Origin of the sequence: Streptomyces sp. NPDC025273 (assembly GCF_040638585.1) — a bacterium.
GTDB classification, from domain to species: Bacteria; Actinomycetota; Actinomycetes; order Streptomycetales; family Streptomycetaceae; genus Streptomyces; species Streptomyces cinereorectus.
The window spans coordinates 113,331-139,036 of sequence record NZ_JBEZYP010000011.1 but is presented as its reverse complement, the minus strand read 5'-3'; the positions used below and the strand labels follow the sequence as shown (position 1 = coordinate 139,036).

Annotated in this window: 23 protein-coding genes and 1 pseudogene; 17 read left to right on the top strand and 7 right to left on the bottom strand. The window is 71.1% G+C overall.

Annotated elements, in window-relative coordinates; translation table 11 throughout:
• Window positions 1-200 precede the first annotated feature (200 nt).
• Window positions 201-1,205, top strand: coding sequence for a hypothetical protein (locus AB0F38_RS19770; protein ID WP_361894645.1), 1,005 nt, complete (start codon window positions 201-203; stop codon window positions 1,203-1,205).
• A gap of 63 nt (window positions 1,206-1,268) precedes the next feature.
• Here the strand turns inward: AB0F38_RS19770 and AB0F38_RS19765 are convergent, their stop codons facing one another.
• Together AB0F38_RS19765 and AB0F38_RS19760 are read right to left on the bottom strand one after the other, a co-directional pair.
• The gene (locus tag AB0F38_RS19765) at window positions 1,269-2,588 is read right to left on the bottom strand and encodes a D-arabinono-1,4-lactone oxidase (protein ID WP_361894642.1); all 1,320 of its coding nucleotides are present in this window, start codon (window positions 2,586-2,588) and stop codon (window positions 1,269-1,271) included.
• Window positions 2,569-3,028, bottom strand: a pseudogene (locus AB0F38_RS19760) (MFS transporter); the annotation flags it as partial. The gene AB0F38_RS19765 and the pseudogene AB0F38_RS19760, both read right to left, overlap by 20 nt.
• A 66-nt stretch (window positions 3,029-3,094) precedes the next feature.
• Here AB0F38_RS19760 and AB0F38_RS19755 point away from each other — a divergent pair.
• Both AB0F38_RS19755 and AB0F38_RS19750 read left to right on the top strand, forming a co-directional pair.
• Window positions 3,095-4,222, top strand: coding sequence for a ferrochelatase (locus AB0F38_RS19755; protein ID WP_361894639.1), 1,128 nt, complete (start codon window positions 3,095-3,097; stop codon window positions 4,220-4,222).
• A 41-nt stretch (window positions 4,223-4,263) separates the two neighbouring features.
• Window positions 4,264-5,064: an inositol monophosphatase family protein gene (locus tag AB0F38_RS19750; protein ID WP_361894636.1), complete on the top strand. Its 801-nt coding sequence runs from the start codon at window positions 4,264-4,266 to the stop codon at window positions 5,062-5,064.
• Window positions 5,065-5,160: 96 nt separating this feature from the next.
• Here AB0F38_RS19750 and AB0F38_RS19745 read toward each other — a convergent pair whose 3' ends face one another.
• On the bottom strand, window positions 5,161-5,334 hold the full coding sequence (locus tag AB0F38_RS19745) for a hypothetical protein (RefSeq protein ID WP_361894633.1): 174 nt from the start codon (window positions 5,332-5,334) through the stop codon (window positions 5,161-5,163).
• Window positions 5,335-5,692: 358 nt separating this feature from the next.
• Here AB0F38_RS19745 and AB0F38_RS19740 point away from each other — a divergent pair, with 358 nt between their 5' ends.
• The 4 genes from AB0F38_RS19740 (at window position 5,693) to AB0F38_RS19725 (ending at window position 9,258) form a co-directional block, all read left to right on the top strand.
• Window positions 5,693-6,346: a response regulator transcription factor gene (locus AB0F38_RS19740; RefSeq protein ID WP_056790703.1), complete on the top strand. Its 654-nt coding sequence runs from the start codon at window positions 5,693-5,695 to the stop codon at window positions 6,344-6,346.
• 7 nt (window positions 6,347-6,353) lie between these two features.
• Window positions 6,354-7,595 carry an ATP-binding protein gene (locus AB0F38_RS19735; protein WP_361894630.1) on the top strand — a complete coding sequence of 414 codons (1,242 nt, stop codon included), beginning with the start codon at window positions 6,354-6,356 and terminating at the stop codon, window positions 7,593-7,595.
• A 403-nt stretch (window positions 7,596-7,998) separates the two neighbouring features.
• Window positions 7,999-8,295 (top strand): DUF4193 domain-containing protein, encoded by a 297-nt coding sequence (locus AB0F38_RS19730; protein WP_003965732.1) that lies wholly within the window; start codon window positions 7,999-8,001, stop codon window positions 8,293-8,295.
• A gap of 12 nt (window positions 8,296-8,307) precedes the next feature.
• A complete protein-coding gene (locus AB0F38_RS19725; protein ID WP_361894627.1) occupies window positions 8,308-9,258 on the top strand; it encodes a hypothetical protein in 951 nt (316 codons plus the stop codon).
• Here the strand turns inward: AB0F38_RS19725 and AB0F38_RS19720 are convergent.
• Entirely contained in the window at window positions 9,255-9,710 is a 456-nt protein-coding gene (locus AB0F38_RS19720; protein ID WP_361894624.1) for a DUF3093 domain-containing protein, read from the bottom strand. The genes AB0F38_RS19725 and AB0F38_RS19720 overlap by 4 nt on opposite strands.
• Window positions 9,711-9,768: 58 nt before the next feature.
• On the opposite strand from AB0F38_RS19720, the gene AB0F38_RS19715 reads away from it, so the two are divergent.
• The 8 genes from AB0F38_RS19715 to AB0F38_RS19680 all read left to right on the top strand — a co-directional run bounded on the left by AB0F38_RS19715 (window position 9,769) and on the right by AB0F38_RS19680 (window position 17,311).
• Window positions 9,769-10,353, top strand: coding sequence for a PaaI family thioesterase (locus AB0F38_RS19715; RefSeq protein ID WP_361894622.1), 585 nt, complete (start codon window positions 9,769-9,771; stop codon window positions 10,351-10,353).
• On the top strand, window positions 10,353-10,880 hold the full coding sequence (dut, locus tag AB0F38_RS19710; protein WP_361894619.1) for a dUTP diphosphatase: 528 nt from the start codon (window positions 10,353-10,355) through the stop codon (window positions 10,878-10,880). Before AB0F38_RS19715 ends, dut begins: the two co-directional genes overlap by 1 nt.
• A gap of 1 nt (window position 10,881) precedes the next feature.
• Window positions 10,882-11,658 carry a DUF3710 domain-containing protein gene (locus tag AB0F38_RS19705; protein ID WP_361894616.1) on the top strand — a complete coding sequence of 259 codons (777 nt, stop codon included), beginning with the start codon at window positions 10,882-10,884 and terminating at the stop codon, window positions 11,656-11,658.
• A 213-nt stretch (window positions 11,659-11,871) separates the two neighbouring features.
• The gene (locus AB0F38_RS19700) at window positions 11,872-12,606 is read left to right on the top strand and encodes an ABC transporter ATP-binding protein (RefSeq protein ID WP_361894613.1); all 735 of its coding nucleotides are present in this window, start codon (window positions 11,872-11,874) and stop codon (window positions 12,604-12,606) included.
• Window positions 12,607-12,744: 138 nt separating this feature from the next.
• Window positions 12,745-15,288 carry a sensor histidine kinase KdpD gene (locus AB0F38_RS19695; RefSeq protein ID WP_361894610.1) on the top strand — a complete coding sequence of 848 codons (2,544 nt, stop codon included), beginning with the start codon at window positions 12,745-12,747 and terminating at the stop codon, window positions 15,286-15,288.
• 55 nt (window positions 15,289-15,343) lie between these two features.
• Window positions 15,344-16,036 carry a response regulator gene (locus AB0F38_RS19690; protein ID WP_361894607.1) on the top strand — a complete coding sequence of 231 codons (693 nt, stop codon included), beginning with the start codon at window positions 15,344-15,346 and terminating at the stop codon, window positions 16,034-16,036.
• 84 nt (window positions 16,037-16,120) lie between these two features.
• Window positions 16,121-16,537: an OB-fold nucleic acid binding domain-containing protein gene (locus tag AB0F38_RS19685; RefSeq protein ID WP_361894604.1), complete on the top strand. Its 417-nt coding sequence runs from the start codon at window positions 16,121-16,123 to the stop codon at window positions 16,535-16,537.
• 3 nt (window positions 16,538-16,540) lie between these two features.
• Complete coding sequence (locus AB0F38_RS19680) at window positions 16,541-17,311, top strand: DUF3159 domain-containing protein (RefSeq protein WP_361894601.1); 771 nt, start codon at window positions 16,541-16,543, stop codon at window positions 17,309-17,311.
• Window positions 17,312-17,399: 88 nt separating this feature from the next.
• Here the strand turns inward: AB0F38_RS19680 and AB0F38_RS19675 are convergent, their stop codons facing one another.
• Both AB0F38_RS19675 and AB0F38_RS19670 read right to left on the bottom strand, forming a co-directional pair.
• A complete protein-coding gene (locus AB0F38_RS19675; RefSeq protein ID WP_361894598.1) occupies window positions 17,400-18,077 on the bottom strand; it encodes a TrkA family potassium uptake protein in 678 nt (225 codons plus the stop codon).
• Entirely contained in the window at window positions 18,077-18,745 is a 669-nt protein-coding gene (locus AB0F38_RS19670; RefSeq protein WP_361894595.1) for a TrkA family potassium uptake protein, read from the bottom strand. The genes AB0F38_RS19675 and AB0F38_RS19670 overlap by 1 nt, the downstream gene beginning before the upstream one ends.
• Before the next feature lie 344 nt (window positions 18,746-19,089).
• Here AB0F38_RS19670 and AB0F38_RS19665 point away from each other — a divergent pair, with 344 nt between their 5' ends.
• Complete coding sequence (locus AB0F38_RS19665) at window positions 19,090-21,138, top strand: APC family permease (protein ID WP_361894591.1); 2,049 nt, start codon at window positions 19,090-19,092, stop codon at window positions 21,136-21,138.
• Window positions 21,139-21,238: 100 nt separating this feature from the next.
• Window positions 21,239-22,582 (top strand): class I SAM-dependent RNA methyltransferase, encoded by a 1,344-nt coding sequence (locus tag AB0F38_RS19660; protein ID WP_361894588.1) that lies wholly within the window; start codon window positions 21,239-21,241, stop codon window positions 22,580-22,582.
• A gap of 351 nt (window positions 22,583-22,933) precedes the next feature.
• Here the strand turns inward: AB0F38_RS19660 and AB0F38_RS19655 are convergent, their stop codons facing one another.
• Window positions 22,934-25,696 carry a fumarate reductase/succinate dehydrogenase flavoprotein subunit gene (locus tag AB0F38_RS19655; protein WP_361894585.1) on the bottom strand — a complete coding sequence of 921 codons (2,763 nt, stop codon included), beginning with the start codon at window positions 25,694-25,696 and terminating at the stop codon, window positions 22,934-22,936.
• Window positions 25,697-25,706 lie beyond the last annotated feature (10 nt).

Sequence of the window (25,706 nt, the reverse complement as noted above, 5' to 3'; positions counted from 1 at the left end):
AGTACTCCATTCGGGCCACCGGGGTGGACCGGCGCGCCGCCGAAGTTCTCGCCGGGCACGGGAGTTGGATTACCCAGTTGTCCGCGATATGCCCTCAATGCGTGTGCTGCTTCACAGAATCTCCAGGAACGGAACTATTCGCTTCGCTCATATGTCCCTTCTTGGTGCACGGTGGGGTGGTTGTCGAGCAAGGGCTGATAATGGTTCAGAAGCCGCAAAGTGATGCGGAACACAAGGAAAGGCGCATAGACCTGAGTCTGCCGCAGGTCGCGGGCAGCGCCGTCGCTGCCGTAGCGGCAGCGGTGATGGCCTCGCAGCTGGGCGTCTACGGCACGATCGCCGGCGCGGGCGTGATGAGCGTGGTGGCCACCTGCGGGGGCTCGGTCTTCCAGCACTTCTTCCGCCGCACGGGGGAGCAGATCCGCGAAGTCACCGTCCAGGTGAAGCATCCGGGCGGCCGCCAGGTGACCGTGCACACGCGGGAGACGGCCCCCGCGGAGAAGAGTTCCCGGGCGGGGGCGACCCCACCCGACGACCAGGCCACGACGGTTCTGCGTGCGACGGAGTCCGGCACGGATCGGACCCGGCTCCTGAAGCCCGACCCCGAGCGGACACAGCCGCTGGTGGAGGCTCCGGAGCGGACCGGGTCGCCGGAGCCCGGTCCGGAACGCACGCACCGGCTCGGCCCCGTCCCGTCCGGCGCCGCGTACTCCGACGCCCGCACGCACGGCACACGTATCCGGGGCTGGAGGCGTCCGGCCCTCGCGGCCGCCGCCGTCTTCGCCGTGTCGATGACCGGCATCACCACGTACGAACTGGTCTCCGGCAACGGCCTCAGCGGCGGGGGGACGACCGTCGGCTCCGTCGTGGGCGGCGAGCGGGACGCGGGACCGGCGGATCCCACGCCCACCCCCACGCCCGGCACGGACCAGGAGCGGGACGCCGACCGGGAGCAGTCGCCCGGCAGCGGCACGGGGACGGCGCCCGGGACCGACCCGGGCGCCGGGACGAGCACGGCGCCGGACCCGGGCACCGGCGGTGCGCCGACGGCCGGGCCCACGCCCTCCGGGGCCACCGCGCCGCCCGGTCCGACCACCACGCCGACGGCGCCCGAGGAGAGCGCCCCGGCCGCACCGGACCCGACCGGCGAGGCACCGGCACAGCGGCAGGACGGAGTCACGGCGGGAGCGGACACCGGCCGGTGACCGGGCGGGGCGGCCGGACCGTCCGGTCACCGGCCGGTGTCCCGCAGCGGCCGTTCGCCCGGCTCAGTCGCCGAGCACCCGGCGCAGGTAGTCGTTGGCGAACAGCCGGTCCGGGTCGAGCCGGTCGCGTACGGCGGTGAACTCGCCGAACCTCGGGTAGGCCCCGGCCAGGTAGCCGGCGTCCCGGGTGTGGATCTTGCCCCAGTGCGGACGGCCGTCGTACCCCGTCATGATCCGCTCGACGGCGGTGAAGTACGCCTGGTACGGCGTGCCCCGGTACATGTGCACCGCGATGTACGCGCTCTCCCGGCCCGAGGCCGTGGAGAGCGTGATGTCGTCCGCGGGTGCCGTGCGGACCTCCACCGGGAAGCCGACCCGCAGCGGCGAGCGCTCGATCATGGTCCTGACCTCCCGCAGTGCCTCGATCGCGGCCTCACGCGGCAGGGCGTACTCCATCTCGACGAAGCGGACCCGCCGGGGACTGGTGAAGACCTTGTAAGGAACGTCGGTGTAGGTACGGGCCGACAGGGCGCGGCTGGAGAGCTTGGCCATGGTCGGGACGGTCCCGGGGACGGCCCGGCCGACCGAACAGGCGACCTGGAAGATGCCGTTGGAGAGGAGCTCGTCCTCGATCCAGCCGCTGATCCTTCCGGGCGGGGCCGCGGGGCCCGTGCTGCGGTTGTTGCGCTTGGTGTTGCAGTTACCGGTGTGGGGGAACCAGTAGAACTCGAAGTGCTCGTTCTCGGCGACCAGTTGATCGAAGTCGGTCGTGACCCGGTCGAAGGTCATCGGTTCCTCGCGCGCCGTCAGCAGGAAGACCGGCTCCACCGCGAACGTGATCGCGCTGACCACGCCGAGCGCTCCGAGCCCGGTCCGGGCGACGGCGAAGACATCGGGGTTCTCGTCCGGGGAACAGCGGAGCACCGTGCCGCCGGCGGTGACCAGCTCCAGCGCGCGGATCTGCGCCGAGATCGACGCCGAGTCGCGGCCGGTGCCATGGGTGCCCGTCGCGGTGGCCCCCGCGACCGTCTGCTCCATGATGTCGCCCATGTTGGTGAGGGACAGCCCCTCACGTGCGAGTGCGGTGTTCAGCCGCTTCAGCGGGGTGCCGGCCTCGACCGTCACCGTCATCGCCGTACGGTCGACGTCCCGGATGCCGGTGAGCAGGTCCGGGCGTATGAGCACACCGTCGGTGGCCGCGGTCGCCGTGAACGAATGACCGGTGCCGGCCGGCTTCACCCGCAGGCCGTCCTCGGACGCCCTGCGGAGCACCTCGGCGAGCTCGGCGACGGAGGCGGGGGACACGGTCCGTACCGGCCGGGCGGTGACGTTGCCCGCCCAGTTGCGCCACGTGTCCGTCGTGCGTGCGTAGGTCTCGGCCATCTTCCCCGTGCCCTCCCGTAGGAACCGGCTCGGTGAGCCGGCGACATCCCGGGAACGCCACCGCAGCCGCGAGCGCTCCCGCCGCGACGGGCACCGCGCACCACGCCCCGGCCCCCGGACCGCCGGACACCTGGCCGGCCGCGGAGGAGCCGAGCGCCGCTCCGACCGCGATTCCGGTACGGGTCCGGGTCATGCCCTCGGTCAGCTGGGCGCGCGGTACGTGCTGCTCGACGAGGGCCATGGTGGTCACCGTCCCCGGTGCGACGACCAGACCCGCGGCAAAAGAGCGCCACGGCCAGGAACGGCAGGCTCCCGGCCATTTGGAGGGGGATCATACTCACGGCGGCCGTCGCGCGGACCCCCACCAGTCACCGTGGGGACCGCTCCACCCTGAGACGCACCGGACCGGGGACGGCACCCGCGAGCCAGGATCGCAGGGACGGCCCGCGCCCCGGTTGCCGATGTCGGTCGCCGGACCGTGGGAGGCGAGTGGCAGGATCGGGTACATGTCCGATCTGCGCGATCCCGCTCCTTACGACGCCCTGCTGCTGCTCTCCTTCGGCGGTCCCGAAGGCCCGGACGACGTGGTCCCGTTCCTGGCGAACGTGACGCGCGGCCGTGGCATCCCCGAAGAACGGCTGAAGGAGGTCGGCAAGCACTACTTCCTCTTCGGCGGGGTCAGCCCCATCAACGCGCAGAACCGGGCCCTGCTCGACGCGCTGCGCGAGGACTTCGTGGACCACGGCCTCGATCTGCCGGTGTACTGGGGCAACCGGAACTGGGCTCCGTACCTCACCGACACCCTCCGCGAGATGATCACGGACGGGCACCGCCGGATCGCGGTCCTCGCCACCAGCGCCTACGCCTCGTACTCGGGCTGCCGCCAGTACCGCGAGAACCTCGCGGAGTCGCTGGCCGCCCTGGAGGCCGAGGGGCTGCCGGTCCCGCACGTGGACAAGCTGCGGCACTACTTCAACCACCCCGGCTTCGTACGGCCCATGGTGGACGGGGTGCTGGCCTCGCTGGCCGACCTCCCCGACGGTGCCCGGGAGGGCGCGCACCTCGCGTTCACCACGCACTCCATCCCCACCTCGGCGGCCGACACCTCGGGTCCCGAAGAGACGCACGGCGAGGGCGGCTCCTACGTGGCCGAGCACCTCGACGTCGCCCGGCTGATCGTCGAAGCCGTGCGCGAGGAGACCGGCATCGCCCACCCGTGGCGGCTCGTCTACCAGTCGCGCAGCGGCGCCCCGCACATCCCGTGGCTGGAGCCCGACATCTGCGACCACCTGGAGGCCGTCCACGGCGACGGCGTCCCGGCGGTGGTCATGGCCCCCATCGGCTTCGTCTCGGACCACATGGAGGTCCTCTACGACCTCGACACGGAGGCCACCGCGAAGGCCGCCGAACTGGGTCTGCCGGTACGCCGTTCCGCGACGGTCGGAGCGGACCCCCGCTTCGCCGCGGCCGTGCGCGAGCTCCTCCTCGAACGCGCCGCCGCCGAACAGGGCCGCCCTGCGCAGCGGTGCGCCCTGGGAGAGCTCGGCCCCTCCCACGACCTGTGCCCGGTGGGCTGCTGCCCGGCCAGGAACGTCAAGCCGGCCGCCGCGGGCGCCGACAGCCCGTACGCCTAGTCCCTGGTACGTCAGCCCGCGAACCCTCACCCTGGAGCGCCGTGACCGACCCCGTCCTGTCCGAACTGCTCGACCTCGCCCTGGAGGCGGCCCGCCGGGCCGGAGCCCTGCTGCGCGACGGCCGCCCCGCCGACCTGGGGGTGCACGCGACGAAGTCCAGCCCCATCGACGTCGTCACCGAGATGGACATCAGGGCGGAGAAGCTGATCACGGGCTTCCTCGCCGAGCGCCGGCCCGCCGACGGCTTCCTCGGGGAGGAGGGTGCCAGCTCCGAGGGCTCCAGCGGGATCCGATGGGTCATCGATCCGCTCGACGGCACGGTGAACTACCTCTACGGGCTGCCGACCTGGGCCGTCTCCATCGCCGCCGAGCGTGACGGCGAGCGGGTGGTCGGCGTGGTCGAGGCCCCGATGCGCCGTGAGACGTTCCACGCGGTGCTCGGCGGCGGAGCGTTCGGGAACGGCGAGGCACTGCACTGCCGCCCCGCACCGCCGCTCGGCGAGGCCCTGGTGTCGACGGGCTTCAACTACGTCACCGAGGTGCGCACCCACCAGGCGGCCGTCGCGCAGCGGCTGATCCCGCGACTGCGTGACATCCGGCGGGGCGGATCGGCCGCGGTCGACCTCTGCGACGTCGCGGCGGGGCGGCTCGACGGTTACTACGAACGGGGACTCCACCCGTGGGACCTGGCCGCCGGTGACCTCATCGCCCGGGAGGCCGGCGCGCTCACCGGGGGCCGCCCAGGGCTGCCCGCGGACCGGGATCTGACGGTCGCCGCGACGCCGGGGGTCTTCGAGCCGCTGCAGGTGCTTCTGGAAGAGCTCGGAGCCTGGCACGACTGACCCGCACCCCGCACCCCTGGCGGGGACCGAGGGGCGCGGACAGACGAAGAGGGCCCCGGATGCCGTCATCGGCACCCGGGGCCCTCTCGTGGCGGCTCAGACGCTTGTGGCGCTGATTTCGACGCCGTGCTCGGCGGCGAGGCGGCGCAGGTCGTCCAGCTCTCCCTGCTCGACGTCCGCGAGGAAGTCGTCGCCCGTCTCACGCGCCCTCGTGAGATCGGATTCGGTGGTCTTGATTCGTTGCAGCAGACCTGCGGTGAAAGCGTCCATGAAGCGCCCCTCATCGTGGGTCGGTGGCACGGGGGTGTGCCCGGATTCCCCCGGCGGTGACCGGAGGGACGGGTGATCACGCAGACCCTCTGGGAACAGAGCGGGCTGTGGTACGCCACAGGCATGGCGTGATCGCGGGTGTGAATTCGTCCTCCCCTGACCGGGTACGGGAGAAACCTCAACTGGCCCGGGAATCCGATGATTTCCCTGGGGCACGGTCCCGCCCGCGTCGTCTTACCGCCGGTTTATGCGCGTTACGGGCAGGATGGACGCGCACAGTCGGTGCCGCTGACGTGCAGCGAGCGGCCGCAACAGGGCCGCTCGCCGTGTTTACGGAGATCTAGGGAAGGACTGCGCCGTGCGCGTACTCGTCGTCGAGGACGAGCAGCTGCTCGCCGATGCGGTGGCCACCGGACTGCGCCGGGAGGCCATGGCCGTCGACGTCGTCTACGACGGAGCGGCGGCCCTGGAGCGCGTCGGGGTCAACGACTACGACGTCGTCGTGCTGGACCGGGACCTCCCGCTGGTACACGGCGACGACGTCTGCCGGAAGATCGTCGAGCTCGGCATGCCCACCCGGGTGCTCATGCTCACCGCGTCCGGGGACGTCAGCGACCGGGTCGAGGGCCTGGAGCTCGGTGCGGACGACTATCTGCCCAAGCCCTTCGCGTTCAGCGAGCTGACCGCACGGGTACGGGCCCTGGGGCGCCGCACCACGGTCGCCCTGCCGCCCGTGCTGGAGCGGGCCGGCATCAAGCTGGACCCCAACCGGCGCGAGGTCTTCCGGAACGAGCAGGAGATCCAGCTCGCTCCGAAGGAATTCGCCGTGCTGGAGGTCCTGATGCGCAGCGAGGGCGCGGTCGTCTCGGCCGAACAGCTGCTGGAGAAGGCCTGGGACGAGAACACCGACCCGTTCACCAACGTCGTGCGGGTGACGGTCATGACCCTGCGCCGGAAGCTCGGGGAGCCGCCCGTCATCGTCACCGTCCCCGGCTCCGGCTACCGGATCTGAGGACGTGATGGCAGCCTCCCCGGGGCCGGTGACCGTGCCCCCGAAGCCCACCTGGGAGCCCAAACAGCAGGAGGCCACCTACCCGTGGCTGCGTCCGACCATCCGGATACGGCTCACGCTGCTGTACGGCGGCATGTTCCTGATCGCGGGCATCCTGCTGCTCTCGATCATCTACATGCTGGCCGCGCAGGCCCTCAACGACGCGGGCGGCCTCGTCTTCCAGGTCTCCGGGACGAACGTCCGGATCTCCAGCGACACGTGTCCGCAGCTCGGCGCCGCGCAGAACAACGGCCAGCTCAACGAGGCGATCAAGGACTGCACCGCCGCCCAGCGGCAGCACGCCCTCGACAGCCTTCTGAACAGGGCGCTGCTGGCCCTCGTGGGCCTCAGCATCATCGCCTTCGCCTTCGGCTACGCCATGGCCGGCCGCGTCCTGTCCCCGCTGGGCCGGATCAACCGCACCGCCCGCCGGGTGGCCGGCACGGACCTGTCCCGCCGGATCGAGCTGGACGGCCCGGACGACGAGCTGAAGGAGCTCGCCGACACCTTCGACGAGATGCTGGACCGTCTGGAGCGGGCCTTCACTGCCCAGCAGCGGTTCGTGGGGAACGCCTCGCACGAGCTGCGCACACCGCTCGCGATCAACCGCACGCTGCTGGAGGTCCACCTCTCCGATCCCGATGCCCCACCGGAGCTCCAGCAGCTCGGCAAGACGCTCCTGGCGACCAACGAGCGCAGCGAGCAGCTGGTCGAAGGCCTGCTGCTGCTCGCCCGCAGCGACAACCAGATCGTCGAACGCAAGCCCGTCGACCTGGCGGAGGTGGCCGACCGCGCCATCGACCAGGCCCGCGCGGAGGCCGCGGCGAAGGGGGTGGAGGTGCGCGGAGAGCGTGCTCCCGCCGTCGTGCAGGGCAACGGCGTCCTCCTGGAACGGATCGCACTGAACCTCGTACAGAACGCCGTGCGCTACAACGTGCCGGAGGGCGGCTGGGTGGAGGTCACCACGGAGCTCCAGACCGGACAGGCGCTCCTGGTGGTCTCGAACACAGGTCCTGTGGTGCCCGCCTACGAGATCGACAACCTCTTCGAGCCGTTCAGGCGGCTGCGTACGGAACGCACAGGCAGTGACAAGGGGGTGGGGCTCGGCCTGTCGATCGCGCGGTCCGTCGCGCGGGCGCACGGAGGCCGTATCATCGCGATGCCCCGCGAGGGCGGTGGTCTCGTGATGCGCGTCACCCTGCCGGTCTGAGAGGCTTCGCCCGTGAAGCCGCAATGGATCGCTCTGTTCGCTTTGGGCGGAATTCTCGGGGCCCGTTTCCCTTCCGCCCCTGTGTGATCGATCACAGGAGCGATTTTCGGTCTCTCTACCCTCCGTGATCACGACTCTGCCCGAAAGCCGGGAAACGTCCGGGTTTTCAGGGGGTGATATCACGGGAAGTACACGGGGTGGCACCCGTGAACGGCAACGATCGGACCGTGTACGGTCCCCATCGCCACCCAAGCTGATCGCTCTCGAGAGGTCCGGTTGGGTGTCGATTGAGTAACAGACCTTGATGTGAGGCAAAATCTCCGCCTCAGGTCGGGCACAAGTCCGGCCTCTCACGCGTTACGTGCGCTGAGACACCGCAGCAACCCATGAGGGGGAGAGCGACATGGCAACGGATTACGACACCCCACGAAAGACCGACGACGACGTCGATCAGGACAGCCTCGAAGAGCTCAAGGCTCGTCGGAGCGACAAGACGGCATCCGCCGTCGACGTGGACGAATTCGACGCGGCAGAAGGACTGGAGCTGCCCGGCGCAGACCTGTCCAACGAAGAGCTGGCCGTACGGGTCCTGCCCAAGCAGGCCGATGAGTTCACCTGCATGAGCTGCTTCCTCGTGCATCACCGGAGCCAGCTGGCGCGCGAGAAGAACGGCCAGCCCATCTGCCGCGACTGCGACTGAGGCAGGCCGGCCGTGGCAGGCGACACACCGTTCCGGAAGCGGCGCTTGCGGCGCGAGAAGTCGTCGGAGGCGCATCAGGGCGGCACAGGCCCGGCAGAAGGCGCAAGCCCCACTGCCGAGCGTCAGGCCGCCCTGCCGGCCTCCGGTGCGTCTGACGACGGGCGAGGCCGGCCGGCCTCGCTCGAAGCAGTCCGGACAGCGGGCCCGTCACAGGGGCCCGGGCAGGACGGCCCGACCGAATCCGCGGGGTCAGGCCGCCTGCACACACTGAAACGAGGCGTACGCAAGGGCGGGGAGAGCGCCGGAGCCGTGGTCGGCCGACTGGCCGACCGGATCATCGACGTTGCTCCCCGCATCCCCGTGCGCGACCTCGCGACCCTGCGCAGGCAGTTCCCGGGGCTCGGTCCCGAAGAGCTCGCCGACAAGCTCGTCGCGGGCGCGTGCAACGCCACCGCGACCGTCGGCGCAGGCATCGGGGCAGCGGCCATGATGCCCGTACCCCCGGCCATGCTGGCCGAGCTCGCCGCCGAGATCACCGGCGTGGCTGCCGTCGAGATGAAGCTCGTCGCCGAGCTCCACGAGGTCTACGGACGCCGTCCGCCGGGCAATGTCGGGCAGCGCAGCACCGCGTATCTGACGTCCTGGACGGAGGAGCGCGGCATCGACGTATCGCGCCCCACCACGCTCAACGCCGCGCTCGGCGGGCAGATGAAGCGCGAGCTGCGCCAGCAGATCATGAAGCGCATGGCGCGCGACCTGCCGAATCTGCTCCCGTTCATGATCGGCGCCGCGGTCGGCGCGATGATGAACCGCCGGGACACCAGAAAGCTGGCCGACCGGGTCAGGAACGACCTGCGGCGCCACCGCGTCGACTGGGACCGGCTCCCGCAGCTTCCGCCGCTGGAGCAGCCCGCGGTACCCGCCGAGGAACTGCCCAAGGGCCTGGAGGGCCCGGGTCGCTAGGCGGGCACGGCCGCGAGGGCCGCCACCAGGGCCTGCGGCTCCCGGGTCGACAGATAGACGTACGGCGTCGGGTCGGCCGGATCCGTGACCGGCACCCGCACCGCCGTGGGGATGTAGCTGCGCAGCACCATGAACGCGCGGGCGTCCGCCTTGTACGAGCGCCAGGCGCGCGCCTCCTCCCCGTCCAGCACCTCGGCGTCGCCGAGGGCCGAGAGCGGGATCCGCGCGTCGCCCGCGACGAGAGCCCCCGCCACGACCCGGATGCGCGCGGAGCCGTACGAGCTCACGGCCACGGCCGCCGCCGCCGTTCCGCCCGCCAGGCCGCCGAGCATGGGCAGGACGCCGAGCGGCAGGAGCATCAGGGCACAGGCGACGCCGATCCCGAAAGCGATGAACCACCACGAACGGGGTGCGGTGAGACGCTCGTCGAAGGGCGGTGCGGAAGGCTGCATGAAACCAAGCTTGGCACGCCGCGCCCCGCGATCGGCCGCGCGGGTAAGGTCTGCGCCTGTGAGTGGAACATCTGCACGTCTGACACCCCCGGCCGACGCCGTGGGGCCGGTCCGGCATCCCGACGCCCCGGCACCCGGCGAGATCCTCGGCTCGCACTACGAACACTGTTTCGGCTGCGGCAGCGGACAGCCCCACGGGCTGCACCTCCAGGCACGCGCCGGAGAGGGTGTGAGTGTCACTGCGGAGTTCACGGTGAAGCCCGCCCACCAGGGCGCCCCCGGACTCGCGCACGGCGGTGTCCTGGCCACGGCCATGGACGAGACACTCGGCGCGCTGAGCTGGCTGCTCCGGGTGATCGCGGTGACCGGACGGCTGGAGACCGACTACGTCCGGCCGGTACCGGTCGGCACGGTGCTCTTCCTGGAGGCCGAGGTCACCGCCGTGCACAACCGGAAGATCTACTGCCGGGCGACCGGCCGGACCGGAAGCCCCGAGGGCCCCGTCGCGGTCCGTGCCGAGGCCCTCTTCATCGAGGTCAAGGTGGAGCACTTCATCGAGAACGGCCGCCCCGAGGAGATCGAGGCCGCGATGTCGGACCCCGACCAGTCCCGGCGCGCCCGCGCCTTCGAGGTGAACCCCTGATGCGCCGCCCCGTCGACGTACTGATCCGCCGTGTCGATCCGGACGTGCCGATCCCGGCGTACGGACACCCGGGCGATGCCGGTGCGGATCTGGTGACCACCGAGGCGGCCCAGCTCGCTCCCGGCGAACGGGCGGTGCTCCCCACCGGGGTGTCGATCGCGCTGCCCGACGGGTACGCGGCCTTCGTGCACCCCCGCTCCGGCCTCGCGGCCCGCTGCGGAGTGGCCCTGGTGAATGCCCCCGGGACGGTTGATGCCGGGTACCGTGGGGAGATCAAGGTAATCGTGGTCAATCTCGACCCACGCGAGACCGTTCGGTTCGAGCGGTTCGACCGGATTGCCCAACTGGTCGTCCAGCAGGTCGAGAAGGTCCGCTTCCACGAGGTGGCGGAACTCCCCGGTTCGGCGCGGGCCGGGGGTGGCTTCGGGTCCACCGGCGGCCATGCCGCAGTGGATGGCGTCACGGGCGGTAACACCCAGGGTGGGAACAGCTACGCTTCGGTCGTATCCGACCGGGAAGGACAGTGACGTGTTCGGACGTCGCAAGAACAGTGGTTCCGCCGAGGACAAGGCGGACGAGACGCGCGAGGCCGAGCAGGTCGCCGACGAGCTCGATGGTGCCGACGGGGCCGCAGGCAGCGGCTCGCGCCGGTCGAACCTCCCGCCGGCTCCCCGGCCGGACGGGCCGTGGGACATCTCCGAGGTCTCCCAGCCCGGCGAGGGCCGGGTGGACCTGGGCGGCATCTTCGTGCCCGGAGTCGAGGGCATGGAGCTGCGGGTGGAGGTGGCCGGCGACGCGATCGTCGCGGCGACCGTCGTGCTGCGCGACAGCGCGGTCCAGCTGCAGGCCTTCGCCGCTCCCAAGAAGGAGGGCATCTGGGGCGAGGTGCGCGAGGAGATCGCCTCGGGCATCACCCAGCAGGGCGGGATCATCGACGAGGTCGAGGGCCCGCTGGGCTGGGAGCTGCGCGCCCAGGTCCCCGTACAGCTCCCCGACGGGACGAACGGCGTCCAGCTCGTGCGCTTCATCGGAGTCGACGGCCCGCGCTGGTTCCTGCGCGGCGTGATCTCCGGTCAGGGTGCCGTGCAGCCGGAGGCCGCCGGGCTGCTGGAGACGATCTTCCGGGACACCGTGGTGGTCCGTGGCGACGGCCCGATGGCCCCGCGCGACCCGATCGTCCTCAAGCTCCCGAACGACGCCCAGATGGTGCCTGAGGGTGTGCAGCAGGAGGACCAGGAGAACTCGAAGTTCTCCGGTGGCATGGGTCAGCTCCAGCGGGGACCCGAGATCACCGAGGTGCGCTGACCGCTCGTCGCGCTACGTTCCGGCCGGTGGGCCGTACCCCTCGCGAGGGGTACGGCCCACCGGCCGTTCCCGGGCCGGACGCCCTCGCGCCCGACGGTCCGCCGGTCCGGAGGCAGCCCGTACCCGAGGCCATTGCCCCGGCGCGTGCCTCATGCACATACTGGCGGCGGCCGAGAAGCGCTGCGCAGGGCAGCGCGCGCACGGGGGAGAGCGATGACACGGAGCACCGGCGGACAGAGCGGCACGGCCCTGGCCGAAAGCCCGGCCGACGGACCCATGGTGCGGATCGAGGACCTGCACCGCTCGTACGGGACCGGCGCCGCCGCCGTGCACGCCCTGCGCGGGATCTCCTTCGAGATCTCCCGTGGTGAACTCGTCGCGCTCAAGGGCCGATCGGGCTCCGGCAAGACCACGCTGCTCAACCTGGTCGGCGGTCTCGACACCCCGGACCGCGGCAGGATCACCGTCGGCGGCACCGAACTCTCCGGGCTCGGCGAGGACGGGCTGCTGGAGCTGCGCCGGGACCGGATCGGCTTCATCTTCCAGTCCTTCGGCCTGATCCCGATCCTGACCGCGGCGGAGAACATCGGCGTGCCCATGCGGCTGCGCAAGGCCGACCCGCGCGAGCGCGAGGACCGGGTGGCGCTGCTGCTCTCCCTGGTGGGCCTCGGTGACCACGCGCGGCAGCGCCCGGGGGAGCTCTCCGGTGGCCAGCAGCAGCGTGTCGCCATCGCCCGCGCGCTCGCCAACCGGCCCGCTCTCCTGATCGCCGACGAGCCCACCGGGCAGCTCGACGCGGAGACCGGCCTCGCCGTCATGGAACTGCTGAGGGCCGTCGTCCGCAGCGAGGGCGTCACCGCCCTCGTCGCCACTCACGACCCGCAGCTGCTCGGCTTCGCCGACCGGGTCCTGGAACTCAGCGACGGGCACATCGTGGAACAGGCGTGACCTGCTGAGCCGCGTCAGAATCCCGTCAATACGGACCCCCGCCACACCCCACCGACCCATATGCCGGAAATTTTCGGGGTAGCTTCGAGGGTGGGCTCCCCGATCTGCGGCAGCCGGTTCAGAGAAGACAATGGGGCCATGGCGCGCGGCAAGCTTCGGATCTACCTGGGTGCGGCACCCGGCGTCGGCAAGACGCACGCGATGCTGTCCGAGGCCCACCGCCGGGTCGAACGGGGCACGGACTGCGTCGTCGCGTTCGTCGAGCACTACGAACGGCCCCGCACCGAGGTCCTGCTGCACGGTCTGGAGCAGATCCGTCGGCGCGACATCGAATACCGCACCGCTGTCTTCTCCGAGATGGACGTCGACGCCGTCCTGGAACGGGCGCCGGCCGTCGCCCTCGTGGACGAGCTGGCCCACACGAACGTGCCCGGGTCCCGCAACGCCAAGCGCTGGCAGGACGTCGAGGAGCTCCTGCGGGCCGGCATCGACGTGATCTCCACCGTCAACATCCAGCACCTGGAGTCCCTCGGCGACGTGGTCGAGTCGATAACCGGAGTGCGGCAGCAGGAGACCATCCCCGACGAGGTGGCCCGCCGGGCCGACCAGATCGAGCTGGTCGACATGTCGCCCCAGGCACTGCGCCGTCGCATGGCGCACGGCAACATCTACCGGTCCGACAAGGTCGACGCGGCCCTGTCCAACTACTTCCGCCCCGGCAACCTCACCGCCCTGCGCGAGCTGGCCCTCCTCTGGGTCGCCGACCGTGTCGACGAATACCTCCAGCAGTACCGCGGCGAGCACGACATCCGCACCACCTGGCAGGCCCGCGAACGCATCGTCGTCGGACTGACCGGCGGCCCCGAGGGCCGTACGCTCATCCGCCGCGCGTCCAGGATGGCCGCCAAGGGCTCCGGCAGCGAGATCCTCGCCGTGTACATCGCCCGCAGCGACGGGCTGACCTCCGCGTCACCCAAGGAACTCGCCGTCCAGCGCACCCTCGTCGAGGACCTGGGCGGGACGTTCCACCACGTCATCGGCGACGACATACCCTCGGCGCTCCTCGCCTTCGCCCGGGGCGTCAACGCCACCCAGGTCGTCCTCGGCTCCAGCCGGCGGAAGACCTGGCAGTACATCTACGGACCGGGCGTCGGCGCCACCGTCGCCCGCGAGTCCGGCCCCGACCTGGACGTCCACATCGTCACGCACGAGGCGGTCGCCAAGGGGCGCGGACTGCCCATCGCCCGCGGCGCCCGGCTCGGCCGCACCCGGATCATCTGGGGCTGGGCCGTGGGCGTCGGCGGACCGGCACTCCTGACGCTGCTCCTGTACGGCATGGAGAACGGGCCCGGGCTCGCCAACGACGTGCTGCTCTTCCTGTTCATGACCGTCACCGCGGCGCTGCTCGGCGGACTGGCCCCCGCGCTCGCCTCCGCGGCCGTCGGCTCCCTGCTCCTCAACTACTGGTTCACCCCGCCCACCCACACGCTGACCGTGCAGGACCCCGAGAACTTCGTCGCGATCGTCATCTTCTTCGCGGTGGCGGTCGCGGTCGCCTCCGTCGTGGACCTGGCGGCCCGGCGCACGCATCAGGCCGCCAGGCTGCGCTCCGAGTCCGAGATCCTCTCCGCCCTGGCCGGGAGCGTCCTGCGCGGCGAGACGGCCCTGGACGCCCTGCTGGACCGGGTGCGGGAGACGTTCGCCATGGAGTCCGTCGCGCTGCTGGAGCGGCAGAGCGACGTCGATCCGTGGACCTGCGCCGGATCCGTCGGACCCGCCCCGGCGGCCCGGCCCGACGACGCGGACGTGGACATGCCCGTCGGTGACCACATGGCGTTGGCCCTGTCCGGACGGGTGCTGCCCGCCGAGGACCGCCGGGTGCTCGGCGCCTTCGCCGCGCAGGCCGCCGTCGTGCTCGACCGGCAGCGCCTGGTGGGGGAGGCGGAGGCCGCCCGCCGGCTCGCCGAGGGCAACCGGATCAGAACCGCGCTGCTCGCCGCCGTCAGCCATGACCTGCGTACTCCGCTGGCCGCGATCAAGGCCGCGGTCAGCTCCCTGCGCTCCGACGACGTCTCCTGGTCCGAGGAGGACGAGGCCGAGCTCCTCGCGGGCATCGAGGACGGTGCAGACCGCCTGGACCACCTGGTCGGCAATCTGCTCGACATGTCCCGCCTGCAGACCGGCACCGTCACCCCGCTGATCCGCGAGATCGACCTCGACGAGGTCGTCCCGATGGCACTCGGCGGCGTCCCGGAGGGCGCTGTCGACCTCGACATCCCCGAGACGCTGCCGATGGTCGCCGTCGATCCGGGGCTGCTGGAACGGGCCGTCGCCAACATCGTCGAGAACGCGGTCAAGTACAGCCCTGGCGGGAAACGTGTCACCGTCGCGGCCAGCGCACTCGGCGGGCGCGTCGAGCTGCGGGTGGCCGACCGCGGCCACGGCGTCCCCGACGAGGGCAAGGAACGCATCTTCGAGCCCTTCCAGCGGTACGGCGACGCCCCGCGCGGCGCCGGAGTCGGCCTCGGCCTCGCCGTCGCCCGCGGCTTCGTGGAGTCGATGGGCGGCACGCTGGGCGCCGAGGACACCCCGGGAGGCGGTCTGACCATGGTCCTCACGCTCAAGGCCGTACCGGGACAGGTGCGTGACGGCCCCGGACTCCCGGTGCAGGCCACCTCATGACGTCCCCGGGGCACGCCCCCGCCCCGTACACACTTTCCGGAAAGGCAGGTCCGCGATGACCCGGGTGCTTGTGGTCGACGACGAGCCGCAGATCGTACGCGCCCTCGTGATCAACCTGAAGGCGCGCAGGTACGAGGTGGACGCCGCGCCCGACGGTGCGACCGCCCTGCAGCTCGCCGCCGCCCGCCACCCCGACGTCGTCGTCCTGGACCTCGGCCTGCCCGACATGGACGGCGTCGACGTGATCAAGGGCCTGCGCGGCTGGACCCGCGTACCGATCCTGGTGCTCTCCGCCCGGCACACCTCCGACGAGAAGGTCGAGGCCCTCGACGCCGGGGCCGACGACTACGTCACCAAGCCGTTCGGCATGGACGAGCTCCTGGCCCGCCTGCGGGCCGCCGTACGCCGGGCCGAACCGGTCGGCCCGGACGGCGCCGACGACCTCGTGATCGTCGAGACCGAGGGGTTCACCGTGGACCTCGCGGCGAAGAAGGTCCACCGGGAGGGCCGCGACGTCCGGCTCACCCCCACGGAGTGGCACCTGCTGGAGGTGCTCGTCCGCAACGCGGGCCGGCTCGTCAGCCAGAAACAGCTGCTCCAGGAGGTCTGGGGCCCGTCCTACGGCACCGAGACGAACTACCTCCGGGTCTACATGGCGCAGCTGCGCCGCAAGCTGGAGGCCGACCCGGCGCACCCCCGGCACTTCGTGACCGAACCCGGTATGGGGTACCGCTTCGAGCGTGGCTGACCGCTTCCCCGGTCCCTCGGGTCCCCCGTCCGGGTGACACCCCGGGGGCCAGCCCGTATCACGGGAGACCGGTACCCTTCGGGTATGAGCGCTGTTCCCCGATTCGAGAAGGCCGGCAAGGCTTCGAGGCCGTCCGGCCGCTTCCGGCGCATGCTCGACCGGCTGTCCAGCTCCCAGGAGGACCTGGAGTCGGAGGAGCTGCAGGAGGACACGCACGCGTCGGGCTGCACGCGCATCTCCGAATGCGCCGACCGCCAGATCGTCAAGGTGACTGGTACCTTGCGGACCGTCACCCTGCGCCCGCGGGCCGGAGTGCCCGCCCTGGAGGCGGAGCTCTTCGACGGGACCGCGCCGCTCGACGTGGTCTGGCTCGGCCGTCGTTCCATCGTCGGCATAGAGCCGGGCCGTAAGATCATCGCCTCGGGCCGCGTCGCCATGAGTCACGGGCGCCGGGTGCTGTTCAACCCCACATACGAACTCCGACCGCTCGGCAAGGAGTAGCCGGTGACGTCTCGCGACAAGCCGACATCCGACATGGACCAGCCCCACCGCACCGACCGGCAGGACGCCGAGGCGAAGGCGGTCACCGAAGCCGCGCTCTTCGAGGCCTTCGGCGGCGTACGCGGCATGGTGGAGACGGTCCTGCCCGGGCTGATCTTCGTCACGATCTTCACCATCAACAAGGACCTGAAGGCGTCCGCCGTCGCCGCACTGGCGCTGTCCCTGGTCCTCGTGGTCGTACGCCTGATCCGCCGGGACACGGTCAAGCACGCCTTCAGCGGTGTCTTCGGCGTGGCCTTCGGCGTGGTCTTCGCGATGATGACGGGCAACGCCAAGGACTTCTACCTGCCGGGCATGATCTACACGCTCGGCCTGGCGCTGGCCTACCTCGTCACGACCCTCGCCGGGGTGCCGCTGATCGGCCTGATCCTCGGCCCGGTCTTCAAGGAGAACCTCTCCTGGCGCACCAGGAATCCCGGGCGCAAGAAGGCCTATGCCAAGGCCAGTTACGCGTGGGGGCTGATCCTCCTCGCCAAGTGCGCGATCCTCTTCCCGCTGTACTGGTGGGCCGACACCACGCAGCTCGGCTGGGTGCTGGTCTCGCTCAAGATCCCGCCGTTCCTGCTCGCGGTGTACCTGACCTGGGTCTTCCTCGCCAAGGCGCCGCCGCCCATCGACGTGTTCGCCGAGATGGAGGCGCAGGAGGAGGCCGAGAAGGCCCGCAAGGCCGCGCAGAGCGCCCGGGCCGCCGAGGTCCGCAACTACGACGCCTGACCGCCGGTACCCCGCGGACGCGGCGTAGGGGCCCGGAACCGTGACTCACGGTTCCGGGCCCCTACGCCGCGTGCGGTCGTCACCCGTCTCAGCTGTCCTCCGAGGGGCGGCGGACCGACAGCAGGTCCTCCAACTGCTCCTCGCGCGCCTGGGCGGCCACGAACAACAGCTCGTCACCCGCCTCCAGGGTCTCCTCGGGGCTCGGCGTCAGGACGCGCGTACCCCGGATGATGGTGACCAGCGAGGTGTCCTCGGGCCAGGCCACATCGCCGATCCGCGTGCCGGCCAGCGCCGACTCCGGGGGCAGCGTCAGCTCGACCAGGTTGGCGTCGCCGTGGCTGAAGCGCAGCAGCCGGACCAGATCGCCGACACTCACCGCCTCCTCGACCAGGGCGGACATCAGACGCGGCGTGGAGACCGCGACATCGACGCCCCAGGACTCGTTGAACAACCACTCGTTCTTCGGGTTGTTCACCCGGGCGACGACCCGCGGAACGCCGTACTCCGTCTTGGCGAGCAGCGAGACGACCAGATTGACCTTGTCGTCGCCGGTCGCGGCGATCACGACGTTGCACCGCTGCAGCGCCGCCTCGTCCAGCGAGGTGATCTCACAGGCGTCCGCGAGGAGCCACTCGGCCATCGGGACCCGCTCCACCGAGATGGCGGTCGGCGCCTTGTCGATCAGCAGCACCTCGTGCCCGTTCTCCAGGAGCTCGGCCGCGATGGAACGGCCCACCGCACCCGCACCGGCAATCGACACGCGCATCAGTGACCGCCCTCCTCAGGACCTTCGGCGAAGGCCTCCTCGACCTTCGCGATCTCGTCCGTCCGCATCATCACGTGGACCAGATCGCCCTCCTGCAGCACCGTCTGCGACGTCGGCAGTATGGCCTCGCCCAACCGGGTGAGGAAGGCGACGCGGACGCCCGTCTCCTCCTGCAGTGTGCTGATCTTGTGGCCGATCCAGGACGGCGTCGTGTGCACCTCGGCGAGCTGCACACCCCCGCTCGGGTCGCGCCACAGCGGCTCGGCGCCCGAAGGCAGCAGCCGCCGCAGCATCTGGTCCGCGGTCCAGCGCACCGTCGCGACGGTGGGGATGCCGAGACGCTGGTACACCTCGGCACGCCGGGGGTCGTAGATGCGGGCCGCGACGTTGTCGATGGAGAACATCTCGCGGGCCACCCGGGCCGCGATGATGTTGGAGTTGTCGCCGCTGCTCACCGCGGCGAACGCCCCCGCCTCCTCGATCCCGGCCTCACGCAGGGTGTCCTGGTCGAAACCGACCCCGTTCACCCGCCGGCCGCCGAACCCGGCACCGAGGCGGCGGAACGCCGTGGGGTCCTGGTCGATCACGGCGACCGTGTGTCCCCGCTGCTCCAGGGTCTGTGCGAGAGCGGCTCCGACACGCCCGCAACCCATGATGACGATGTGCACCGTGCGCCTACCTCGCCGTCCTGGTCGTCCGGATGACCTGCGAAAACACCCTGGTCACACTTCTTTCTCCGCTTGCGGTGCAGCCCCGTCGGGCCATCGCGTTGGCGTCGCCCGGGGATGAGCTTATGCGGCCGGGTATCCGCCGCCTCATCCGAGTGTGCGCATCCACCGGTGCGTCGGGCAAAGGAGGGCCCCGCAGCGGGCCGCCGACTGCCCGGCCCGCAAGGATTTCGTTAAGGATTCCATGGACTTTCGTGGTGAGCGCGGGTAATTATGAAGGTTTTCCCGGGGCCGAGCGGGTGGTGCCACAATGGCCTGCCGCGACAGCGCTTACGATCCTCAGCGTGTCCAAACTGACCGACCTGCCCAAACGGATCCTGATCGGCCGGGCGCTGCGCAGCGACAAGCTGGGGGAAACACTCCTCCCCAAACGCATCGCTCTGCCCGTCTTCGCGTCCGACCCGCTGTCCTCGGTGGCGTACGCACCCGGTGAAGTCCTCCTCGTGCTGTCCATCGCGGGTGTGTCGGCGTACCACTTCAGTCCGTGGATCGCGGCCGCCGTCGTGGTCCTGATGTTCACCGTCGTCGCCTCCTACCGGCAGAACGTGCGCGCCTACCCGAGCGGCGGCGGCGACTACGAGGTCGCCAACACCAACCTCGGGCCGAAGGCCGGTCTCACCGTCGCCAGCGCGCTCCTCGTCGACTACGTGCTCACCGTCGCCGTGTCCATCTCCTCCGGAGTGGAGAACCTCGGCTCCGCGATCCCCCTCGTCGTCGAGCACAAGACGTTCTTCGCGATCGGGGCCATCGTGCTGCTGACGCTGATGAACCTGCGCGGCGTGAAGGAGTCCGGCAAGCTCTTCGCCATCCCGACGTACCTGTTCGTGGCCGGGGTCTTCATCATGATCCTCTGGGGCGCGTTCCGTGGGCTGGTCCTCGGCGACACCATGCACGCACCGACCTCGCACTACGAGATCGAGCCCGAGCACCAGGGGCTGGCCGGCTTCGCCCTCGTCTTCCTGCTCCTGCGGGCCTTCTCCTCCGGCTGCGCGGCGCTCACCGGCGTCGAGGCGATCAGCAACGGTGTGCCCGCCTTCCGCAAGCCGAAGAGCAAGAACGCGGCCACCACCCTCGCCGCGATGGGCCTGCTGGCCGTCACCATGTTCTGCGGCATCATCGGCCTGGCCATGGCCACCGACGTCAAGATGGCCGAGAACCCCGCGAAGGACCTGCTGGACAACGGCGTCGCGGTCGGCGCCGGCTTCGTCCAGGACCCGGTGATCTCCCAGGTCGCGGCGGCGGTCTTCGGCGACGGTACGTTCTTCTTCGTCCTCCTGGCCGGGGCAACCGCCCTCGTGCTCTTCCTCGCCGCCAACACCGCGTACAACGGCTTCCCGCTGCTGGGCTCGATCCTGGCCCAGGACCGCTACCTGCCGCGTCAGCTTCACACCCGCGGCGACCGGCTGGCCTTCTCCAACGGCATCGTGCTGCTGGCCGGAGCCGCCATCCTCCTCGTCTGGATCTACGGGGCCGACTCGACCCGGCTCATCCAGCTCTACATCGTCGGCGTCTTCGTCTCCTTCACGCTCAGCCAGACCGGCATGGTGCGGCACTGGAACCGCCACCTGCGCAGCGAGCGCGATCCGGCCAAGCGCCGGCACATGGTCCGCTCGCGCGCCATCAACACCTTCGGAGCCTTCTTCACCGGCCTCGTGCTCGTGGTCGTCCTGGCCACGAAATTCACCCACGGGGCCTGGGTCGCCCTGCTCGGCATGGTGATCTTCTACGGCACGATGACCGCGATCCGTAGGCACTACGACCGGGTCGCCGAGGAGATCGCGGCGACCGACACCCCGACCGACGACACCGTCCGGCCCTCGCGGGTCCACTCGATCGTCCTCGTCTCCAAGCTCCACCGGCCCACTCTGCGTGCGCTCGCCTACGCCAAGCTGGTGCGGTCGGACCAGTTGGAGGCGCTCTCCATCAGCGTCGACCAAGCCGAGACCAAGGCGCTCAAGGAGGAGTGGGAGCGGCGCGGCATCGACATTCCGCTGAAGATCCTCGACTCGCCCTACCGCGAGGTGACCCGGCCGGTCATCGAGTACGTGAAGGGCCTGCGCAAGGACCGGCCCCGCGACGTGATCAGCGTCTACATCCCCGAGTACGTCGTCGGCCACTGGTACGAGCATCTGCTGCACAACCAGAGCGCCCTGCGACTCAAGGGCCGGCTGCTGTTCACGCCGGGGGTGATGGTGACCTCGGTGCCGTACCAGCTGGTGTCCTCCGAGGCCGCGAAGCTCCGGGCCAGGAGGCGTGCGGACTGGTCCGCACCCGGATCGGTCCGCCGCGGCCCCGTGGAGCGGCGGCACAAGGAACACGGCCACCGGAGCTGACCGGGCACACCCGCTCGTGGTAAGCGGTCGGCCGGCATCCACGTAGACTCGTGGGTTGTTGTCCGGCCGCTTTCCCTTTGATCTCTGGAGCCACCCCCTCATGCAGAACGAATCCACATCGTCGCCGGCGGGGGAGTCACTGATCGGTCGGGAGTACGAGGTCGAGGTCGGCCCCGTCGCACACGGCGGCCACTGCATCGCGCGCACCGCCGAGGGCCAGGTGCTCTTCGTACGGCACACCCTCCCCGGTGAGAAGGTCGTCGCCCGGGTCACCGAGGGCGAGAGCGACTCCCGCTTCCTGCGCGCCGACGCGGTCACGGTCATCGAGGCGTCCAAGGACCGCGTCGAGGCCCCCTGCCCGTACGCCGGGCCCGGCAAGTGCGGCGGCTGCGACTGGCAGCACGCCAAGCCCGGCGCCCAGCGCCGCCTCAAGGGCGAGGTGATCACCGAGCAGCTCCAGCGTCTCGCCGGCCTCACGCCCGAGGAGGCCGGCTGGGACGGCACCGTCATGCCGGCCGAGGGCGACAAGCTCCCGCCGGGCGAGGTCCCCGCGTGGCGCACCCGCGTCCAGTACGCGATCGACGAGGACGGCCTGGCCGGACTGCGCAAGCACCGCTCGCACGAGGTCCAGCCGATCGACCACTGCCTGATCGCCGCCCCCGGCGTCTCCGAGCTCGGCATCGAGAAGCAGGACTGGCCGCAGATGGCCGCTGTGGAGGCCATCTCCGCCACCGGCTCCCACGACCGCCAGGTGATCCTTACCCCGCGAGAGGGCGGCCGGCTCCCCCTGGTCGAGCTGGACAAGCCCGTCTCCGTGATGCGCGTGGACGAGAAGGACGGCGGCGTCCACCGCGTCCACGGCCGCGCCTTCGTCCGAGAGCGCGCCGACGACCGCACGTACCGCGTCGGCTCCGGCGGCTTCTGGCAGGTCCACCCGCAGGCGGCGGACACCCTCGTCCGCGCGGTGATGCAGGGACTGCTGCCCCGCAAGAACGACACGGCGCTCGACCTCTACTGCGGTGTCGGCCTGTTCGCCGGCGCCATCGGCCAGCGCATCGGCGAGAAGGGCGCGGTGCTCGGCATCGAGTCCGGCAAGCGCGCGGTCGAGGACGCCCGTCACAACCTGAAGGACCTGGACCGGGTCCGCATCGAGCACGGCAAGGTCGACCAGGTCCTGCCGCGCACGGGCATCACCGAGTGCGACCTGATCGTCCTGGACCCGCCGCGCGCGGGCGCGGGCAAGGCCACGGTCAAGCAGCTGGCCGCCCTCGGGGCGCGCCGCATCGCGTACGTGGCGTGCGACCCGGCGGCGCTGGCGCGGGACCTGGCGTACTTCCGGGAGGGCGGGTACAAGGTGCGGACGCTGCGGGCGTTCGACCTGTTCCCGATGACGTCGCATGTGGAATGCGTGGCCATTCTTGAGCCTGCGGCAAAGGGCCTCTGACCTGCCGGTTCTCTTTGCTCCCCATGCCCGGGCCGATCGGTCCGACCTGTTTCCAGGAGCACACCAGGTGGAGTGCGTGGCGAGTCCGGAACCTGTGGATGCAAGCCGATGACCTGCGGTTTGACAGGTAAGCACCGTGTGCGTCAAGAGCGACTTCCTGATGCTGGAACGATGCTCTCGACAGCGTCGTGACGCTCAGCTGACGCTCGTTCTGATGGTGCGTCAGCGCCGACTCTTTGATGGGTGAGCCGGATCGCGGAGCGCGCGAGTCCTGGCCGCCGAGCCGGGTGCCCCATGCCCTGACCTTCGTGGTGGACATGGGGCCGGTCCTCGCCGTCTGAGGCGCGGTGGTCAGGAGACGGCCCGGGACGCGTAGGCGCGGACGTCGGCGTCCGGATCGGTGGTGGCGGTTGCGAGGGCGGCGCGGGCTTCGGCATCGGCCCGGTGGGGGAGCAGGGAGAGGACGGCGGCCTTGCGGACGTCCGCGTTGGGGTCGGTCAGGGCTTTGGCCAGAGCGGGGACGGCCTGGGCGGGCGAGGCCGCCCGGAGGGCGGTTGCGGCACCGGCACGGACCTGCCAGGTGGGATCGTCGAGGGCCGCAGTGGCCAGCGCGGCGTAGCGGGGCGGGCAGCCTGTGGCGGCCAGCGCCGCCAGCGCGGCGCTCCGGACGAGCGAGTCGGCGTCGTCCAGCAGTGGCGTGAGCGGTGCCGGGGCGGGGGCGTGTACAGCGGCGAAGCCGCGGGCCACCGCGACCCGGACCTCGCGGGCCGGGTCGGCGGCGGCCGCCGCCAGTTCCGGGACCGCGTCCACCGAGACGAGGGCCCGCACGGCGGTGATGCGGACTTCCGTGTCGGTGTCGGCGAGCGCGGCGGCGTACACGCCGGTGTCGCCCAGCCGCAGGGCGCGCAGCACGTCGAGGGCGGCGGCCCGGACGGCCGGGTCGGCGCCGCGCAGTGCCTTGCGCAGCCCCGACCTCAGATCGGGTTCGGCCGGCAGTACTTCGACCAGTTCACGCAGGGCGGCCGCGGCGGCGGCCCGGACCTGCGGCGCGCTGTCCCGCAGGCGCTCGGCGAGCGCGGGTCCGGCGCCGGCCGGCACCGTCTCGCCGAGGGCGGCCACAGCGGCTGCCCGCACCGCCGGGTCGGCGTCCGCGAGGTAGGGCCGGAGCGCCTGGAGGTCGGGGGATTCCTCGGTGAGCGAGAGGAGGCGGAGGAGGGCGGGACTGGGCGCGGACACGTCGAGGGCCTCGTCAGCGGCCGGAGCCGCCGCAGGTGCGGCAGCTGCGGCAGCTGCGGCAGGGCGGGCGGCCGGGGCAGCGTCTCGCGGGCCGGCCGTGGCAACCGGCAGCAGAGCGACCTCACCGAGGTGCCGCTCCGGTCCCCGAGACGGGGCGAACTCCGGCACCGATACCACGTATGGCTCCACCGGTCGAGCGGTGAACTCCATTGCCCCTGAAGGAGACTTGCGCAGGTCCAGGTGGTGCAGCCAGCGCGCGTCGTCCTGCTCAGGGTGGTCCAGCCGCTCGTGGTACAGACCCCACCGGGACTCGGTCCGGGCCAGCGAGGCCCGGGCGGCCATCTCCGCGCAGTCCCGGATGAAGGTGACCTCCGCGCACCGCATCAGTTCGTGCGGGGTCCGCGCCCCCATCCCGGCGATCTCCTCCGACATCCGGGTGAACGCCTCCACCGCCAGTGACAGCTTCGCACCCGTCTTCGGCGGTGCCACGTAGTCGTTGACGAACCGCCGCAGCTTGTACTCGACCTGCGGTTGCGGCGGCCCGTCCGGACTGCCGAGTGGCCGGTAGACGAGGCGGTGGGCGGCGACCAGTTGGTCCTGTGGGAGCTCTCCCTCGTAGGCCCGGTAGCGTGCGGCGTCCTCACCGGCCAAGTCACCGAAGACGAATGCGCCGATCATGTAGTTGTGCGGCACGCAGGCCAGGTCGCCGGCCGCGTAGAGCCGGGGCACGGTGGTGCGGGCATGCGCGTCGACGCGTACCCCGGAGGCGGAGTGCCCGCCGCACAGGCCGATTTCCGAGATGTGCATCTCCACGTCGTGGGTGCGGTAGTCGTGGCCGCGGCCTTCGTGGAAGGTGCCGCGGGTGGGCCGCTCCGTCGTGTGCAGGATCGATTCGACGGCGGTGATGGTCTCGTCGGGCAGGTGGCTGAGCTTGAGGTACACCGGCCCTCGGTCGGAGGCGAGTTCGGCCGCGAACTCGGCCATCATCTGCCCGGACCAGTAGTCCGACTCCACGAACCGCTCGCCGTGGCGGTTCACCTGGTACCCGCCGAACGGGTTCGCGACGTACGCGCAGGCAGGACCGTTGTAGTCCTTGATCAACGGGTTGATCTGGAAGCACTCGATCCCGGTGAGCGCGGCCCCTGCGTGGTAGGCCATGGCGTAGCCGTCGCCCGCGTTGGTGGGGTTCTCGTACGTTCCGTAGAGGTATCCCGAGGCAGGCAGTCCCAGTCGGCCGCAGGCACCGGTGGCCAGGATCACCGCGCCCGCCCGGACGGTGACGAACGCGCCGGTGCGGGTGTTGAACCCGACCGCGCCGATGGCCCGGCCGTCGTCCGGGTGGGTCAGCACCCTGACCGGCATGACCCGGTTCTCGATGCGGATCCGCTCCCGCATCTCGCGCCGCCGCAACTGCCGGTAGAGGACCTTCTTGACGTCCTTGCCCTCCGGCATCGGCAGCACGTACGAGCCGGACCTGTGCACCTGGCGGACGGCGTACTCACCGTGCTCGTCCTTCTCGAACTTCACCCCGTACGACTCCAGGCGCTGGACCATGTCGAAGCCGCGGGTCGCGGTCTGCCGGACGGTGGACTGATCGACGATGCCGTCGTTGGCGCGGGTGATTTCGGCGACGTAGTCGTCGGGCTCGGCCCGGCCCGGAATGATCGCGTTGTTGACCCCGTCCATGCCCATGGCGAGAGCGCCGGAGTGCCTCACATGCGCCTTCTCCAGCAGCAGCACCTGCGCGCCGCGACCGGCGGCGGTCAGCGCGGCCATGGTGCCGGCGGTGCCACCGCCGATGACGAGGACGTCGCAGGACAGTTCGGTCGCGTCGGCGAGAGCCGGGACGGTCAGCGGAGCGTCCACCAGGGTGTCCACGGGAAGTGCC

What these genes read in the sequence shown, in the direction of transcription:
- AB0F38_RS19720 (WP_361894624.1), bottom strand. Translation starts at nt 9,710, where the DNA reads ATGCAGCCTTCCGCACCGCCCTTCGACGAGCGTCTCACCGCACCCCGT.
- AB0F38_RS19730 (WP_003965732.1), top strand. Translation starts at nt 7,999, where the DNA reads ATGGCAACGGATTACGACACCCCACGAAAGACCGACGACGACGTCGAT.
- AB0F38_RS19660 (WP_361894588.1), top strand. Translation starts at nt 21,239, where the DNA reads ATGCAGAACGAATCCACATCGTCGCCGGCGGGGGAGTCACTGATCGGT.
- AB0F38_RS19690 (WP_361894607.1), top strand. Translation starts at nt 15,344, where the DNA reads ATGACCCGGGTGCTTGTGGTCGACGACGAGCCGCAGATCGTACGCGCC.
- AB0F38_RS19695 (WP_361894610.1), top strand. Translation starts at nt 12,745, where the DNA reads ATGGCGCGCGGCAAGCTTCGGATCTACCTGGGTGCGGCACCCGGCGTC.
- AB0F38_RS19675 (WP_361894598.1), bottom strand. Translation starts at nt 18,077, where the DNA reads ATGCGCGTGTCGATTGCCGGTGCGGGTGCGGTGGGCCGTTCCATCGCG.
- AB0F38_RS19700 (WP_361894613.1), top strand. Translation starts at nt 11,872, where the DNA reads ATGACACGGAGCACCGGCGGACAGAGCGGCACGGCCCTGGCCGAAAGC.
- AB0F38_RS19755 (WP_361894639.1), top strand. Translation starts at nt 3,095, where the DNA reads ATGTCCGATCTGCGCGATCCCGCTCCTTACGACGCCCTGCTGCTGCTC.
- dut (WP_361894619.1), top strand. Translation starts at nt 10,353, where the DNA reads ATGCGCCGCCCCGTCGACGTACTGATCCGCCGTGTCGATCCGGACGTG.
- AB0F38_RS19685 (WP_361894604.1), top strand. Translation starts at nt 16,121, where the DNA reads ATGAGCGCTGTTCCCCGATTCGAGAAGGCCGGCAAGGCTTCGAGGCCG.
- AB0F38_RS19735 (WP_361894630.1), top strand. Translation starts at nt 6,354, where the DNA reads ATGGCAGCCTCCCCGGGGCCGGTGACCGTGCCCCCGAAGCCCACCTGG.
- AB0F38_RS19745 (WP_361894633.1), bottom strand. Translation starts at nt 5,334, where the DNA reads ATGGACGCTTTCACCGCAGGTCTGCTGCAACGAATCAAGACCACCGAA.
- AB0F38_RS19765 (WP_361894642.1), bottom strand. Translation starts at nt 2,588, where the DNA reads ATGGCCGAGACCTACGCACGCACGACGGACACGTGGCGCAACTGGGCG.
- AB0F38_RS19770 (WP_361894645.1), top strand. Translation starts at nt 201, where the DNA reads ATGGTTCAGAAGCCGCAAAGTGATGCGGAACACAAGGAAAGGCGCATA.